This is a genomic window from Streptomyces sp. NPDC031225 (assembly GCF_055570355.1).
Window position 1 is genome coordinate 85573 of sequence record NZ_JBVIHJ010000021.1, and the last position, 15315, is coordinate 100887.

Below are 15315 nucleotides of genomic sequence, written 5' to 3' on the forward strand. Positions count from 1 at the left end.
CCGCGTCGACTCCCTCGCCCCACCGCAGGTGTCGAGCGAGGTCGAGGACACGGTGACCCGGGCCGTCCGTCACGTCAGGGACGGGTGTTCCACTCCGCGATCACCGGACGGTCGTGTTCCGTCGACAGCCGGCTCACGGTGCCGGTCGCCAGCTGGAACAGGCGGCCCAGTGCCGGGTCGAGACCCAGACGGCGGGCCGTCAGGACACGCAGGAAGTGGCCGTGGGCCACGAGGACGACATCGCCGTCGGTCAGGGCGGTGTCCACCCGGGCCAGGACCCGGTCGGCACGCCGTCCCACCTCCTCGGAGGACTCCCCGGGGTGTCCTTCGGGGCCGGGTGGGACCCCGTCGGTCCACAGGAACCAGTCGGGCCGGGTGCGGTGGATGTCGACGGTGGTGACGCCCTCGTAGGCGCCGTAGTCCCACTCGTGGAGGTCGGGGTCGATCGAGGTTCCGTTGATGCCCGCCAGTTCGGCGGTCCGTACGGCGCGGCCCAGCGAACTGGTCAGCGCGAGCGAGAAGGTCCGGCCCGAGAGGAGCGGAGCGAGGGACTTGGCCTGTTCCTCACCGCGCTGGGTGAGGGGCAGGTCGGTCCAGCTGGTGTGCTGTCCCGACGCGCTCCACTCCGTCTCACCGTGGCGGACCAGCAGAAGGTCCCCCACGGCGGACTACTTCTTCGGCTCGACGGCGTGGCCGCCGAACTGGTTGCGCAGCGCCGCGATCATCTTCATCTGCGGGGAGTCGTCCTGGCGGGACGCGAACCGGGCGAACAGCGACGCCGTGATCGTGGGCAGCGGCACCGCGTTGTCGATGGCGGCCTCCACGGTCCAGCGGCCCTCGCCGGAGTCCTGCGCGTACCCCTTCAGCTTGTCCAGGTGCTCGTCCTCGTCGAGGGCGTTGACCGCGAGGTCCAGCAGCCAGGAGCGGATGACGGTCCCGTCCTGCCAGGAGCGGAACACCTCCCGGACGCTGTCCACCGACTCGACCTTCTCCAGGAGCTCCCAGCCCTCGGCGTAGGCCTGCATCATGGCGTACTCGATGCCGTTGTGGACCATCTTGGAGAAGTGCCCGGCGCCGACCTTGCCCGCGTGGACGTAGCCGTACGGCCCCTCGGGCTTGAGCGCCTCGAAGATCGGCTGGAGCCGCTCGACGTGCTCGGTGTCGCCGCCGACCATGAGGGCGTAGCCGTTCTGCAGGCCCCACACGCCGCCGGAGACACCCGCGTCGACGAAGCCGATGCCCTTGGCGCCGAGCTCCTCGGCGTGCTTCTCGTCGTCGCTCCAGCGGGAGTTGCCGCCGTCGACGACGGTGTCACCGGGGGAGAGGAGCTCGCCCAGCTCGTCCACGACGGACTGGGTCGCGGCCCCGGCCGGGACCATCACCCAGACGACCCGCGGCGCTTCGAGCTTGTCGACCAGTTCGGACAGGCTCGCCACGTCGGAGACTTCGGGGTTGCGGTCGTAGCCGGTGACGGTGTGGCCGGCGCGGCGGATCCGCTCGCGCATGTTGCCGCCCATCTTGCCCAGGCCGATGAGTCCCAACTGCATGTCAGTGCACTTCCTTCAGTTCACGGTAGGCGGCCACCAGGGCGGTGGTGGAGGAGTCGAGGCCCGGGACGTCGGCGCCCTCGGTGAGGGCGGGCTCGACGCGCTTGGCGAGGACCTTGCCGAGCTCGACGCCCCACTGGTCGAAGGAGTCGATGTTCCAGACCGCGCCCTGTACGAACACCTTGTGCTCGTAGAGGGCGATCAGCTGGCCCAGGACCGAGGGGGTCAGTGCGCGGGCCAGGATGGTGGTCGTGGGGTGGTTGCCCTGGAAGGTGCGGTGTGCGACCTGTGCCTCGGCCACGCCCTCGGCGCGCACCTCCTCGGCGGTCTTGCCGAAGGCCAGCGCCTGCCCCTGTGCGAACAGGTTGGCCATCAACAGGTCGTGCTGCGCCTTGAGTTCGTCGCTGAGCTCGTCGACGGGCCGCGCGAAGCCGATCAGGTCGGCCGGGATGAGCTTGGTGCCCTGGTGGATCAACTGGTAGTAGGCGTGCTGCCCGTTGGTGCCGGGCGTGCCCCACACCACAGGGCCGGTCTGCCACTGGACGGGGTTGCCGTCGCGGTCCACCGACTTGCCGTTGGACTCCATGTCCAGCTGCTGGAGGTAGGCGGTGAACTTCGACAGGTAGTGGGAGTACGGCAGCACCGCGTGCGACTGGGCGTCGTGGAAGTTGCCGTACCAGATGCCCAACAGGCCCAGCAGGAGCGGGGCGTTGGCCTCGGCGGGCGCGTTCTGGAAGTGCTCGTCGACGATCCGGAAGCCGTCGAGCATCTCGCGGAAGTGGTCCGGGCCGATGGCGAGCATCAACGAGAGGCCGATCGCCGAGTCGAAGGAGTAGCGGCCGCCCACCCAGTCCCAGAACTCGAACATGTTGTCCGGGTCGATGCCGAAGTCCGTGACCTTCTCGGCGTTCGTCGACAGGGCGACGAAGTGCTTCGCGACGGCCTTGTCGTCGCCCAGCCCGTTCGGGCCCTGAAGCAGCCAGGTGCGGGCCGAGGTGGCGTTGGTGATCGTCTCGATCGTGGTGAAGGTCTTGGACGCGACGATGAACAGGGTCTCCGCCGGGTCCAGGTCGCGGACCGCCTCGTGCAGGTCGGCGCCGTCCACGTTGGACACGAAGCGGAAGGTCAACTCCCGTGCCGTGTAGGCCCGCAGGGCCTCGTACGCCATCGCGGGACCGAGGTCGGAGCCGCCGATGCCGATGTTGACGACGTTCTTGATGCGCTTGCCGGTGTGGCCGGTCCACTCGCCGGAGCGGACCCGGTTCGCGAAGTCGCTCATCCTGTCGAGCACGGCGTGCACGCCCGGCACGACGTTCTCGCCGTCGACCTCGACGACCGCGTTCGCGGGGGCGCGCAGCGCGGTGTGCAGGACCGCCCGGTCCTCGGTGATGTTGATCCGGTCACCGCGGAACATGGCGTCACGCAACCCGAACACGTCGGTGGCGGCGGCGAGTTCCTGGAGCAGGCCCAGGGTCTCGTCGGTGACGAGGTGCTTGGAGTAGTCGATGCGCAGATCGCCGACGCGCACCACGTACCGTTCCGCGCGCCCCGGGTCCGCCGCGAACAGCTCACGCAGATGCGTCTGCGACTCGGCGCGGTGGTCCTCCAGCGCGGTCCACTCGGGCCGGCGCGTCACAAGGGGGGAGTCAGACATGAGCAGGGGTCTCCTTGGTGCCCACAGGGGGCGTCTGATGGATCTTGCCGGCGTCGCGGGCCCTGGCACGCCCTCCCCCAGAGGGGGTGCCCCCAGCGGCGTTGTCGTCGGTCGCCGACGCTCCGCGTCGACTCCCTCCTCCGCCTTGCAGCTGCACGCACCAGACCCCGCTCGGCTTGGTCGAGAGGTACTGCGACTCAGAGCCGGCCTGATCCATCAGACCCCCCCTCGCCCCGCAGGGCCACGGCGTACATCTCGTCGGCGTCGAGGCGGCGGAGCTCCTCGGCGATCAGTTCGGAGGTGGTGCGGACCTTCAGGGCGAGGGTGCGGGAGGGCTGGCCCGGCAGGGACAGCGTGGCCAGCGGGCCCTCGGGGCGGTCGATGACGACCTCGCCGCCCGCTGTGCCGAGGCGGACGGCCGTGACGACCGGCCCCGCCGTGACGACCCGGTCGATCTTCACCTTCAGCCGCGCCTCCAGCCAGCGCGCGAGCAGTTCGGCGGCCGGGTTGTCGGCCTCCGCCTCCACGGCTCCGGAGATGATCTGCGCGCGGGCCTGGTCCAGGGCCGCCGCCAGCATCGAGCGCCACGGGGTCAGCCGGGTCCAGGCGAGGTCGGTGTCGCCCGGGGCGTAGGAGTGCACCCGGGTCCGCAGGACGTCGAGGGGGTTCTCCACGGCGTACAGGTCGGTGATCCGGCGCTGGGCCAGCGCGCCCAGCGGGTCCTTCGCGGGGTTCTCCGGCGCTTCCACCGGCCACCACACCACGACCGGCGCGTCCGGCAGCAGCAGCGGCAGCACGACCGAGTCGGCGTGGTCGGACACCTCGCCGTAGGTCCGCAGGATCACCGTCTCGCCGGTGCCGGCGTCGGCGCCCACCCGGACCTCGGCGTCCAGCTTGGACGCCATGCGGTCGCGGGCGGTCCTGGCGTGCCGCTTGATGACGACCAGGGTGCGCGAGGGGTGCTCGTGCGAGGCCTCCTCGGCCGCCTTGATCGCGTCGTAGGCGTTCTCCTCGTCCGTGACGATCACCATCGTCAGGACCATGCCCACGGCGGGCGTCCCGATGGCGCGGCGGCCCTGCACCAGCGCCTTGTTGATCTTGCTTGCCGTGGTGTCGGTCAGGTCGATCTTCATGGCCTGCGCCAGCTCCGTCCGTCTCGTGCGAGCATCTCGTCGGCTTCCTCGGGTCCCCAGGTGCCCGACGCGTACTGCGCCGGCCGGCCGTGGTTCGCCCAGTGTTCCTCGATCGGGTCGAGGATCTTCCAGGACTCTTCCACTTCCTGGTGGCGGGGGAACAGGTTGGCGTCCCCGAGGAGGACATCCAGGATGAGGCGCTCGTACGCCTCGGGCGAGGACTCCGTGAAGGACTCGCCGTAGGCGAAGTCCATCGTCACGTCCCGGATCTCCATCGAGGTGCCGGGCACCTTCGACCCGAACCGGACCGTCATGCCCTCGTCCGGCTGCACCCGGATGACGATCGCGTTCTTGCCGAGCTCCTCCGTCGCCGTGTGGTCGAAGGGGGAGTGCGGGGCCGTCTGGAAGACGACCGCGATCTCGGTGACCCGGCGGCCAAGACGCTTGCCGGTGCGCAGGTAGAACGGCACACCCGCCCAGCGACGGTTGTCGACGTTCAGCTTGACGGCCGCGTACGTGTCCGTCGTGGAGGCCGCGTCGATGCCGTCCTCCTCCAGGTAGCCCGGCACCTTCTCGCCACCCTGCCAGGCGCCCGCGTACTGTCCGCGCACGGCATGCGCGCCGATGTCCTCGGGAAGCTTCACGGCCCGCAGGACCTTCAGCTTCTCGGTGAGCAGCGACTCGGCGTCGAAGGCGGCCGGCTCCTCCATGGCGGTCAGCGCCATCAGCTGGAGCAGGTGGTTCTGGATGACGTCACGGGCGGCGCCGATGCCGTCGTAGTAGCCGGCCCGGCCGCCGATGCCGATGTCCTCGGCCATGGTGATCTGCACGTGGTCGACGAAGGACCGGTTCCAGATCGGCTCGTACATCTGGTTGGCGAAGCGCAGCGCCAGGATGTTCTGGACGGTCTCCTTGCCCAGGTAGTGGTCGATGCGGAACACCTGGTCCGGCTCGAACACGTCGTGCACCAGGGCGTTGAGCTCGCGGGCGCTCTTCAGGTCCCGCCCGAACGGCTTCTCGATGACCGCCCGCCGCCAGGAGCCCTCGGGCGCGCTCGCCAGCCCGTGCTTCTTGAGCTGCCGGACGACCTTGGGGAAGAACTTCGGCGGTACGGAGAGGTAGAAGGCGTAGTTGCCGCTGGTGCCGCGGGCCTTGTCCAGCTCGTCGACGGTGCTGCGCAGCTGCTTGAACGCGGTGTCGTCGTCGAAGTCGCCGGGGATGAACCGCATGCCCTCGGCGAGCTGCTGCCAGACCTCCTCGCGGAACTCGGTCCGGGCGTGCTCGCGCACCGAGTCGTGCACGATCTGCGCGAAGTCCTCGTCCTCCCAGTCCCGGCGGGCGAACCCGACGAGCGAGAAGCCCGGCGGCAGCATGCCGCGGTTGGCGAGGTCGTAGACGGCCGGCATCAGCTTCTTGCGGGACAGGTCGCCCGTGACGCCGAAGATGACCAGCCCGGACGGACCGGCGATACGGGGCAGCCTGCGGTCGCGGGGATCGCGCAGCGGGTTGTCCCAGTCGTCGGCGGAAAGCGCGTCAATGGCGGGAAGCTCGGTCATTCCCCGTCGACCCCCTTGCTGTTCAGAGACTTGGTGACGGCGTCCAGCAGGTCCTGCCAGGCCGCCTCGAACTTGGCCACGCCCTCGTCCTCCAGCTGCTGCACGACCTCGTCGTAGGAGATCCCCAGCGCCTCCACGGCCCCGAGGTCGGCGCGGGCCTGCGAGTAGCCGCCGGTCACCGTGTCGCCGGTGATGCCGCCGTGGTCGGCGGTCGCGTTCAGGGTGGCCTCCGGCATGGTGTTGACGGTGCCGGGTGCGACCAGGTCGTCGACGTAGAGGGTGTCCTTGTACGCCGGGTCCTTCACGCCGGTCGAGGCCCACAGCGGACGCTGCTTGTTGGCGCGGGCGCCGCCGAGGGCGGTCCAGCGCTGACCGGTGAACACCTCGTCGTAGGCCTCGTACGCGAGGCGCGCGTTGGCGAGGGCGGCCTTCCCCTTGAGCGCGAGAGCCTCGTCCGTGCCCAGCACCGTCAGCCGCTTGTCGATCTCGGCGTCGACGCGGGAGACGAAGAAGGAGGCCACGGAGTGGATCGTGGAGAGGTCCAGGCCCTTCGCGGCGGCCTTCTCCAGACCGGCGAGGTAGGCGTCCATGACCTCGCGGTAGCGCTCCAGGGAGAAGATCAGCGTGACGTTGACGCTGATCCCGAGGCCGACGACCTCGGTGATCGCCGGGAGGCCGGCCCTGGTCGCCGGGATCTTGATCATGACGTTCGGGCGGTCCACCAGCCACGCCAGCTGCTTGGCCTCGGCGATCGTCGCCGGTGTGTCGTGGGCCAGCCGCGGGTCGACCTCGATGGAGACCCGGCCGTCCCGGCCGCCGGTGGCGTCGTGGACGGGCCGCAGGACGTCGGCCGCGGCGCGTACGTCGGCGGTCGTCATCATCCGTACGGCCTCGTCGACCGTGACGCCCCGCACGGCGAGGTCGGTGAGCTGCTCGTCGTAGCCCTCACCGGAGCCGATGGCCGCCTGGAAGATGGACGGGTTGGTGGTGACGCCCACCACGTGCTTGGTGGCGACGAGTTCGGCCAGGTTCCCGGACTCGATCCGCTTGCGCGACAGGTCGTCCAGCCAGATGGAGACGCCCTCGTCGGACAGGCGCTTGAGTGCTCCCGCGGTCGCGGTCGCTTCGGTCACAGTGATCATCTTCTTTCTGGCGGTCGGATCAACCACGCGCGGCGGCCAGTGATTCCCTGGCTGCCGCGGCGACGTTCTCGGCGGTGAAGCCGTACTCGGCGAACAGGACCTTCGCGTCGGCGGAGGCGCCGAAGTGTTCGAGGGACACGATGCGTCCCGCGTCCCCTGTGAACCGGTACCACGTCAGGCCGATGCCGGCCTCGATCGCGACGCGGGCTCGCACGGACGGCGGAAGGACGCTCTCCCGGTACTCGCGCGGCTGCTCCTCGAACCACTCCACGGACGGCATCGACACCACCCGGGTGCCGACCCCCTCGGCCTCCAGCCGCTCGCGCGCGGCGACGGCCAGCTGGACCTCGGAGCCGGTGGCGATCAGCACGACGTCAGGGCTCCCGGTCGAGGCGTCCCGCAGGACGTAACCGCCCTTGGCGGCATCCGGGTTCGGGGCGTAGGTGGGTACGCCCTGGCGGGTCAGCGCGAGGCCGTGCGGGGCCGGGTTGGAAGCGTGCCGCCTGAGGATCTCGGCCCAGGCGATGGCCGTCTCGTTGGCGTCCGCCGGGCGGACGACGTTCAGGCCGGGGATGGCGCGCAGGGACGCGAGGTGCTCGACCGGCTGGTGGGTGGGGCCGTCCTCGCCGAGACCGATGGAGTCGTGCGTCCAGACGTAGGTGACGGGCAGCTGCATCAGCGCGGACAGGCGCACGGCGTTGCGCATGTAGTCGGAGAACACCAGGAAGGTGCCGCCGTAGACGCGTGTGTTGCCGTGCAGCGCGATGCCGTTCATCTCCGCGGCCATGGAGTGCTCGCGGATCCCGAAGTGGACGGTTCGGCCGTACGGGTCGGCCTCCGGCAGCGGGTTGCCCTTGGGCAGGAACGACGACGTCTTGTCGATCGTCGTGTTGTTGGACCCGGCGAGGTCGGCGGAGCCGCCCCACAGCTCGGGGAGTACCGGGCCCAGCGCCTGGAGCACCTTGCCGGACGCGGCGCGGGTGGCGACGGAGCCGCCCTCCTCGAACACCGGGACCGAGGACTCCCAGCCCTCGGGCAGCTGGCCCGCGACGACCCGGTCGAAGAGCTGTGCGCGCTCGGGCTGCTCCCCGCGCCAGCCGGAGATCTGCTTGTCCCAGGCCGCGTGCGCCTCGGCACCGCGGTCCAGGGCCCCGCGGGTGTGGGCCAGGACCTCGTCGGCGACCTCGAAGGTGCGCTCGGGGTCGAAGCCGAGGACCCGCTTGGTCGCGGCCACCTCGTCGGCACCGAGCGCGGAGCCGTGCGCGGCCTCGGTGTTCTGGGCGTTCGGGGCGGGCCAGGCGATGATCGTGCGCATCGCGATGATCGAGGGGCGCCCGGTCTCGGCCCGCGCGGACGTCAGGGCCGCGTGCAGGGCGTGTACGTCGATGTCGCCGTCGGCGCCGGGCTCGATGCGCTGGGTGTGCCAGCCGTAGGCCTCGTAGCGCTTCAGCACGTCCTCGGAGAACGCGGTCGCGGTGTCGCCCTCGATGGAGATGTGGTTGTCGTCGTAGACGAAGACCAGGTTGCCGAGCCGCTGGTGGCCCGCGAGGGAGGAGGCCTCGGCGGAGATGCCCTCCTGCAGGTCGCCGTCGGAGACGATCGCCCAGATGGTGTGGTCGAAGGGCGACTCGCCCTCGGGGGCGTCGGGGTCGAAGAGGCCGCGCTCGTAGCGGGCCGCCATCGCCATGCCGACCGCGTTGGCGACGCCCTGCCCGAGCGGCCCGGTGGTGGTCTCGACACCTGCCGTGTGCCCGTACTCGGGGTGGCCGGGCGTCTTGGAACCGTGGGTCCTGAAGGCCTTCAGGTCGTCGAGCTCCAGCTCGTACCCGGCCAGGAACAGCTGGGTGTAGAGCGTCAGCGAGGTGTGGCCGGGGGAGAGGACGAAGCGGTCACGCCCGGTCCACTCGGGATCCGCCGGGTCATGACGCATCACCTTCTGAAAGATCGTGTACGCCGCGGGGGCCAGGGCCATCGCGGTGCCCGGGTGCCCGTTCCCGACCTGCTGCACGGCATCGGCCGCCAGCAGGCGGGCGGTGTCGACGGCACGCCGGTCGAGTTCGGTCCATTCGAAGCGGTCCGGTGTCTGCGTGCTCATCTTCAAGAAGTCCTCGATCGGAGCGAAGTAGCTGGTCTGACGCCTTCAAACTTAAAAGTCTGACTTTTACGGGGGAAGGTCGCGGTGTGCCAGCCTGTGGTGAAAGTGGGACACGGAACGCTCCAGGCAGGCGGCACGAGAAGGACATGGTGGACAGAACCATCCAAGACTCCATCCAAGGCGGAGCCGATGACGGCGGAGTGGACGGGATCAGAACGTTCCCCTTCCCCATCGAGCTGAGTGTGGGTGGCGTCGGTATGCAGGTCGGCCCGATGGGCACCGAGCGCACCTGGCATGCGGATGCCCCGCTGGAGCGCGTGCACCGCATCGACTTCCATGTCGTGATGCTCGTCGACGGCGGCCCGGTCCGCCACATGATCGACTTCGCCGAGTACGAGGCTGCGGCGGGCGACCTGTTGTGGATCCGCCCGGGCCAGGTCCACCGCTTCTCGCCGACGAGCGAGTACCGCGGAACCGCCCTGACCATGCAGCCCGGGTTCCTGCCGCGCGCCACGGTCGAGGCGACGGGGCTGTACCGCTACGACCTCCCGCCGCTGCTGCGCCCCTCCGAGGCCCAGTTGGCGGGCCTGACGGCGGCGCTGTCCCAGCTCCAGCGGGAGTACGAGGACACGGCGACCCTTCCGCTGAGCCTGCACACCTCGGTACTGCGCCACTCCCTGACGGCGTTCCTGCTCCGGCTGGCCCATCTCGCGACGAGCTCGGCGGAGGCCGGGCGCCGGACCGAGTCGACGTTCACCCTGTTCCGGGACGCCGTGGAGAAGGGCTTCGCCACCAACCACAGCGTCAGCGCGTACGCGGACGCGCTCGGTTACTCCCGCCGGACCCTGGTCCGCGCGGTGCGCGCGGCCACCGGGGAGACGCCGAAGGGGTTCATCGACAAGCGGGTCGTCCTGGAGGCGAAACGGCTGCTCGCCCACACCGACATGCCGATCGGGCGGGTGGGGGCGGCGGTCGGCTTCCCCGACGCGGCGAACTTCTCCAAGTTCTTCCAGCAGCACACGGAGTTGACGCCGGCGGCGTTCCGGGCGGAGCTGCGCTGAGGTCGCGGTGGTTTGTCATGTCCATTTGGTGTTTTCTTTGTTGTGCGTGACCTGTGCGTGGGGGGATCTTTGCCGGGCGAGGCCAATGGTTCGCCCGGCCTTAACCCGCAGCCGGCCCAGTGTCCCTAGTGTTGCGGCGCCGCTCCCCCCACGCACGTCCGTCACTACTGTCCGGAGGACAGTCATGGCCGCCGTCAAGGCACCCCAGCGCACCCGACGTTCCCTCTCCGCGCTCGCCGGAGCCCTCGCCCTCACCGCCGCCTCGGCCGGGGTGTGGGCCGCGACCGCCACCACCGCCCAGGCCGCGGCTCTGCCCACCCCGGACCATGTGGTCGTCGTGGTGATGGAGAACCACGCCTACGCGCAGGTGATCGGCAGCTCCAGTGCCCCCTACCTCAACAACACGCTCAAGGCGGGAGGCGCCGACCTCTCCCAGTCCTACGGCCTCACCCACCCGAGCGAGCCGAACTACTACATGCTGTTCTCGGGCTCCAACCAGGGCCGCACCGACGACAGTTGTGTCGGCGTCGGCTCTCTCTCCGCCGCCAACCTCGCCTCCGAGCTGATCGCCGCCGGACAGACCTGGGCGAGCTACAACGAGTCGCTGCCCAGCCAGGGTTCGACGACGTGCAGCAGCGGCACCTACGCGCAGAAGCACAACCCGTGGTTCGGTTTCTCCAACGTGCCGACAAGCACCGCGAAGACCTTCGCTCAGTTCCCGACCGACTACACGACCCTGCCCAAGGTCTCCTTCGTGATCCCGAACCTGTGCAGCGACATGCACGACTGCTCGGTCTCCACGGGCGACACCTGGATCAAGAACAACCTGGGCGCCTACGCCACCTGGGCCAAGACCCACAACAGCATCCTCGCCGTCACCTTCGACGAGGACAACAAGCTGTCCGGCAACCGCATCCCCACCCTCTTCTACGGGCAGCACGTCGCGGCGGGCAGCTCCAGCTCCACCACCTACAACCACTACAACGTGCTGCGCACGGTGGAGGACCTGGCCGGGCTGAGCACCCACGCGGGCAACGCCGCCTCGGCCTCCGACATCACCGGCATCTGGAACTGACGCCCGTGCACCTCACGGATTCCCGAAGCGCGGGCGGGGCGCCCGCATGAGCCGAACGACCCGTCTGGTGACCCTTCTTGTCGCCGTCGTGGTGCTCGCCGCGGTCGGCACCGGGTCGGTCCTGCACGCCGTCCATCGCTCGGGCATGCGGGACCGGCAGCAGGCGGCCGGTCCGGCCGTACGGGCCGGTACCGTCTCGCTGCGCCCGACAGCCCAACGCCGGCTGCTGGTGCGGAACCTGGCCTGGGGCCCGCACCGCGACGAGATCGCCACCGTCCCCGCCGACGACCCGCAGGGCCCGCGCACCGCGTCGGGCGTGAAGTGCCTGCGCTTCCACGCGGCGGCCGGCACCGGCATCTGCCTCCAGGCCGTGCACGGCGCGCTGCGGGACACCTACCGCGCGGTGGTGCTCGACGCGCAGCTGCGCGAACGGCACCGCTTCCCGGCCGCGGGCATCCCCACCCGGGCCCGGGTCTCGCCCTCCGGGCACCTGGTCGCCTGGACGGTGTTCGTCAGCGGGGACTCGTACGCCGGAACGCACTTCTCCACCCGCACGGCCATCGTCGACACCCGCACCTGGGCCGTCGACGACAACCTGGAGACCTTCCACGTCATCAAGGACGGCCGGACCTACCACGCTCCGGACACCAACATCTGGGGCGTCACCTTCGCCGACGACAACCGTTTCTACGCCACGCTGGCGACCGGCGGCCGGACCTACCTCGTGCGGGGCGACGTCACCGCACGCACCCTCACCACCCTGCATCCCAACGTCGAATGCCCCTCCCTCTCACCGGACGGCACCCGCGTCGGGTACAAGAAACGCGTCAAGGGGGCCTCGCCCGACGCCCCCTGGCGCCTGTACGTCCTGGACCTGCGCACCATGAAGGAGACCGCGACGGCCGAGTCGCGCGACCTCGACGACCAGGCCCTGTGGGCCGACGGCGACACCCTCGTCTACGCCCTCCCCGGCGACTACGGCTCCGATCTGTGGACCGTCCCCGCCGACGGCACCGGCACGGCCCGCCGACTGATGACCTCCGCGGTCGCCCCCGCCTATCTGGGGTGACGCCACGCTGCCCCGCGAGACCGATCGGGCCTCGCGGGGCAGCGTCGACACAGGCATCAACGTCCGTGTCAGTGACCGAACTTGAACCAGTTCACGTTCACGAAGTCGGCCGGCTGGCCGCTGGTGAAGGTCAGATAGACGTTGTGGGTTCCGGTGACGGAGCTGATGTTCGCCGGGACCGTTCTCCAGGACTGCCAGCCGCCCGTGTTGGCGACGGAGAAGCTGCCGACGGGCGTGGCGGTCGGGCTGTCCAGGCGTACCTCGACCAGACCGCTGACGCCGCTCCCGGCGCCGCTCGCGACCCGGGCGACGAACTGGGTCGCCGCGGTGGAGCCGAAGTTGACGTTCTGGTAGAGCGCCCAGTCCCCGCCTGCGAGGGAGCCGATGTCCTGGCCGCCGCCGGTGTCCGTCGTGGTCTCGGTGCTCACGCCGTTCTGGCCGTTGTAGGACTCGGCCTGGATCGTGCCGTAGGCGTCGGTCCCGCCAGTCGGAGGAGGCGTGGTACCGCTCCCGGCGGCCGACAGGACCTGGACGTAGTCGACGGTCATGGGCACGCCGGACTGGGTGCCGGAGTCCAGGCCGCCGCCGAACGCGTCAGGGAAGGCGCCGCCCATCGCCACGTTGAGGATGACGAAGTAGCCGTGGTTCGTGGCGTTGGCCCAGGTCGTCGCGTCCATCTGGCTCGCGTTGACGGAGTGGTACTGGGTGCCGTCCACCAGGAACCGGATGGTCTCGGGGCTCACCGAGCGGTCCCACTCCATCGTGTAGGTGTGGAACGCCGACTGGCAGGTCGAGCCGGGACAGGCGACGTTGTTGCCCAGGCCCGTCGTCTCGTTGCACACGCCGCCCGGGTTGGTGCCGCAGTGCATGGTGGCCCAGACGCGGTTCATGCCCTGGACGTTCTCCATGATGTCCAGCTCGCCGACGCTCGGCCAGTTCTGGTAGTTGCCGCGGTAGGGCGCGCCCAGCGCCCAGAAGGCGGGCCAGTAGCCCTCGGCGGCGGTGCCGGTGACGTTGGGCATCTGGATGCGCGCCTCGACGCGCAGTTTGCCGCCGGCCGGGGGCTGGAAGTCGGTGCGCTTGGTCTCGATGCGGCCCGAGGTCCAGTTGCCGGCCGCGTCGCGGAGCGGGGTGATGCGCAGGTTGCCGTTGCCGTCGAGGGAGACGTTGCTGGTGCTGTTGGTCATCGTCTCGACCTCGCCCGTGCCCCAGTTCGCGGGGCCGCCGGGGTAGGAAGTCCCGGTCGAGTACTGCCAGTTGGAGGTGGAGACGCCGGTACCCGCGGAGCCGTTGAAGTCGTCGACGAAGACCTGTGACCAGCCGGACGGGGGTGTGGGGGCGGAGGCGTTCGCGGGCAGGGCGGCGGCGCCTGCGGCCGCGGCGGCGAGACCGAGTGTGGACAGGACGGCGACGAGGGCTCGTCGCCGTCGGGACATGCCGGAGGTATCACTCATGGGGGTGCCTCTCGGGTACGGAGATGAGTGCGCGGGTGCCCTTCGAGAGCCCTTGAGAGCGCTCTCAAAGTGGGCCCAATGTGCTCGCAGTCACTCCGGCCGTCAAGAGGTTGAGCCGTGAAAGTCCGTACGGCCCCGGTGAGTTCACCCCTTGAAAGCGGGCATACCCGCTAAACCGCGCTGCCCGCCTTCCAGTCCGCCCACGACAGGTTCCAGCCGTTGAGCCCGTTCGACGCCTCCACGGTCCTGTCGCCGGAGTTCTTCACGATCACGACGTCGCCGAGCATGGAACTGTCGTAGAACTTGTAGCCGGCCACGGACGGGTCGTTCGCGCCCTTGGCGTCGTGCAGGCCGACACAGCCGTGGCTGGTGTTCTGGCTGCCGAACACCGAGGTCGACGCCCAGTAGTTGCCGTGCACGAAGGTGCCGGAGGTGGTCAGGCGCTGGGCGTGCGGGACGTCGGAGATGTCGTACTCGTCGCCCAGCCCGACCGTCGAGGACTCCATGCGGGTCTGCTTGAACCGCTCGCTGATCACCATGATCCCGGACCACGTGGTGTGGTCCGGGTTGCCGCCGCTGACCGGATAGGTGGCGAGCGTGGCGCCGTCCCGCTTGACGACCATCTCCTTGCTGCCGAGGTCGACGGTGCTGATCTGCGCGCGGCCGATGTGGAAGGTGACGTCCTTGGACTGCACGCCGTAGACGCCGTCCGTGCCCTGGACGTCCTTGAGCCGCAGACCGAGCGTGATCTTCGTGCCGGCCGCCCAGTAGGTCTCGGGCCGGAAGTCGAGCCGGGTGTCGCTGAACCAGTGGCCGACGATCTCCACCGCGGGCTCGGCGGTGACGGTGATCGCCTTCTGGACGGCGGCCCTGTCGGACACGGCGTGCGAGAAGTTGAGCGACACGGGCATGCCGACGCCGGAGGTGGAGTCCGCCTCGGGGGTGAACCGGCCGACGAACGTCTCGCCGGGGGACTTCGTGGTGAAGGTGGCCGTCTGCGCGGTGCCGCCCTCGGCCTGGGCCGCCACCGTGTACTTCGTCCCCGAGTACGGGTTCGCCGACGAGGTCCACTTCGTCCTGCCGTCGTCGTAGGCCCCGGCGAGCGTGGAGCCGTCGTTGCCGGTGACCTTGACCGAGGCGAGGGTGCCGTCGGTCACCGTGATCTCCACGGGGCTGCCGAAGTCGGCCCTGGTGGTGCCGTCGGCCGGGGTGACCGAGATCGTCGCCTTCTTCTGCGCGGCCTTGGCGGAGGCGGTCGAACCCGAACCCGACTCCTGTGAGGCCTCCGCCGAACCGTCGCTGCACCCCGTCAGCAGGGCCGCGGCCGGGACGGCGCCGAGCGCGGCGAGAATCCCGCGCCGGGACCACCTCTCCGACTGCTCGGACCGGTTCGATATGTGCGAGTCGCCCACAGTAGGCCTTCCTGGGATATCCACCTGTTGCGGGTGCATCCTGCGCCTTTTACCTGGGGTGATTCTTTGAATCATGGGGCCGTTCGCTGAGATTCCGATGAAGAGACCGGCAGCGGG

The 15315-nt window shown here is 70.0% G+C and carries 12 protein-coding genes; 3 read left to right on the forward strand and 9 right to left on the reverse strand.

Going from position 1 to position 15315, the window contains the following annotated elements; genetic code table 11:
- Nucleotides 1-74: 74 nt before the first annotated feature.
- From ACZ48Z_RS31305 to tkt, 7 genes are all read right to left on the reverse strand, one after another.
- Nucleotides 75-662 (reverse strand): histidine phosphatase family protein, encoded by a 588-nt coding sequence (locus ACZ48Z_RS31305; RefSeq protein WP_468739242.1) that lies wholly within the window; start codon nt 660-662, stop codon nt 75-77.
- A 6-nt stretch (nt 663-668) separates the two neighbouring features.
- Entirely contained in the window at nt 669-1547 is an 879-nt protein-coding gene (gnd, locus tag ACZ48Z_RS31310) for a phosphogluconate dehydrogenase (NAD(+)-dependent, decarboxylating) (RefSeq protein ID WP_468739243.1), read from the reverse strand.
- A 1-nt stretch (nt 1548) separates the two neighbouring features.
- Entirely contained in the window at nt 1549-3201 is a 1653-nt protein-coding gene (gene pgi, locus ACZ48Z_RS31315) for a glucose-6-phosphate isomerase (protein ID WP_468739244.1), read from the reverse strand.
- Nucleotides 3202-3398: 197 nt separating this feature from the next.
- Nucleotides 3399-4334: a glucose-6-phosphate dehydrogenase assembly protein OpcA gene (opcA, locus tag ACZ48Z_RS31320; RefSeq protein WP_468739245.1), complete on the reverse strand. Its 936-nt coding sequence runs from the start codon at nt 4332-4334 to the stop codon at nt 3399-3401.
- Nucleotides 4331-5890 carry a glucose-6-phosphate dehydrogenase gene (gene zwf, locus ACZ48Z_RS31325; protein WP_468739246.1) on the reverse strand — a complete coding sequence of 520 codons (1560 nt, stop codon included), beginning with the start codon at nt 5888-5890 and terminating at the stop codon, nt 4331-4333. Before zwf ends, opcA begins: the two co-directional genes overlap by 4 nt.
- Nucleotides 5887-7032, reverse strand: a complete 1146-nt coding sequence (gene tal / locus ACZ48Z_RS31330) for a transaldolase (RefSeq protein ID WP_468739247.1) — start codon at nt 7030-7032, stop codon at nt 5887-5889. Before tal ends, zwf begins: the two co-directional genes overlap by 4 nt.
- A 19-nt stretch (nt 7033-7051) precedes the next feature.
- On the reverse strand, nt 7052-9127 hold the full coding sequence (gene tkt, locus ACZ48Z_RS31335) for a transketolase (protein WP_468739248.1): 2076 nt from the start codon (nt 9125-9127) through the stop codon (nt 7052-7054).
- 146 nt (nt 9128-9273) lie between these two features.
- On the opposite strand from tkt, the gene ACZ48Z_RS31340 reads away from it, so the two are divergent.
- From ACZ48Z_RS31340 to ACZ48Z_RS31350, 3 genes are all read left to right on the forward strand, one after another.
- Entirely contained in the window at nt 9274-10188 is a 915-nt protein-coding gene (locus tag ACZ48Z_RS31340) for a helix-turn-helix transcriptional regulator (RefSeq protein WP_468739249.1), read from the forward strand.
- A 184-nt stretch (nt 10189-10372) separates the two neighbouring features.
- Nucleotides 10373-11263 (forward strand): alkaline phosphatase family protein, encoded by an 891-nt coding sequence (locus ACZ48Z_RS31345; RefSeq protein WP_468739250.1) that lies wholly within the window; start codon nt 10373-10375, stop codon nt 11261-11263.
- 46 nt (nt 11264-11309) lie between these two features.
- Nucleotides 11310-12332: a TolB family protein gene (locus tag ACZ48Z_RS31350; RefSeq protein WP_468739251.1), complete on the forward strand. Its 1023-nt coding sequence runs from the start codon at nt 11310-11312 to the stop codon at nt 12330-12332.
- A 68-nt stretch (nt 12333-12400) separates the two neighbouring features.
- Here ACZ48Z_RS31350 and ACZ48Z_RS31355 read toward each other — a convergent pair whose 3' ends face one another.
- Nucleotides 12401-13786 carry a glycoside hydrolase family 16 protein gene (locus tag ACZ48Z_RS31355; protein ID WP_468739252.1) on the reverse strand — a complete coding sequence of 462 codons (1386 nt, stop codon included), beginning with the start codon at nt 13784-13786 and terminating at the stop codon, nt 12401-12403.
- A 170-nt stretch (nt 13787-13956) separates the two neighbouring features.
- On the reverse strand, nt 13957-15198 hold the full coding sequence (locus tag ACZ48Z_RS31360) for a L,D-transpeptidase (RefSeq protein WP_468739253.1): 1242 nt from the start codon (nt 15196-15198) through the stop codon (nt 13957-13959).
- Between the last annotated feature and the right edge of the window lie 117 nt (nt 15199-15315).

What these genes read in the sequence shown, in the direction of transcription:
- gnd (WP_468739243.1), bottom strand. Translation starts at nt 1,547, where the DNA reads ATGCAGTTGGGACTCATCGGCCTGGGCAAGATGGGCGGCAACATGCGC.
- pgi (WP_468739244.1), bottom strand. Translation starts at nt 3,201, where the DNA reads ATGTCTGACTCCCCCCTTGTGACGCGCCGGCCCGAGTGGACCGCGCTG.
- opcA (WP_468739245.1), bottom strand. Translation starts at nt 4,334, where the DNA reads ATGAAGATCGACCTGACCGACACCACGGCAAGCAAGATCAACAAGGCG.
- zwf (WP_468739246.1), bottom strand. Translation starts at nt 5,890, where the DNA reads ATGACCGAGCTTCCCGCCATTGACGCGCTTTCCGCCGACGACTGGGAC.
- tal (WP_468739247.1), bottom strand. Translation starts at nt 7,032, where the DNA reads ATGATCACTGTGACCGAAGCGACCGCGACCGCGGGAGCACTCAAGCGC.
- tkt (WP_468739248.1), bottom strand. Translation starts at nt 9,127, where the DNA reads ATGAGCACGCAGACACCGGACCGCTTCGAATGGACCGAACTCGACCGG.
- ACZ48Z_RS31340 (WP_468739249.1), top strand. Translation starts at nt 9,274, where the DNA reads ATGGTGGACAGAACCATCCAAGACTCCATCCAAGGCGGAGCCGATGAC.
- ACZ48Z_RS31345 (WP_468739250.1), top strand. Translation starts at nt 10,373, where the DNA reads ATGGCCGCCGTCAAGGCACCCCAGCGCACCCGACGTTCCCTCTCCGCG.
- ACZ48Z_RS31350 (WP_468739251.1), top strand. Translation starts at nt 11,310, where the DNA reads ATGAGCCGAACGACCCGTCTGGTGACCCTTCTTGTCGCCGTCGTGGTG.
- ACZ48Z_RS31355 (WP_468739252.1), bottom strand. Translation starts at nt 13,786, where the DNA reads ATGAGTGATACCTCCGGCATGTCCCGACGGCGACGAGCCCTCGTCGCC.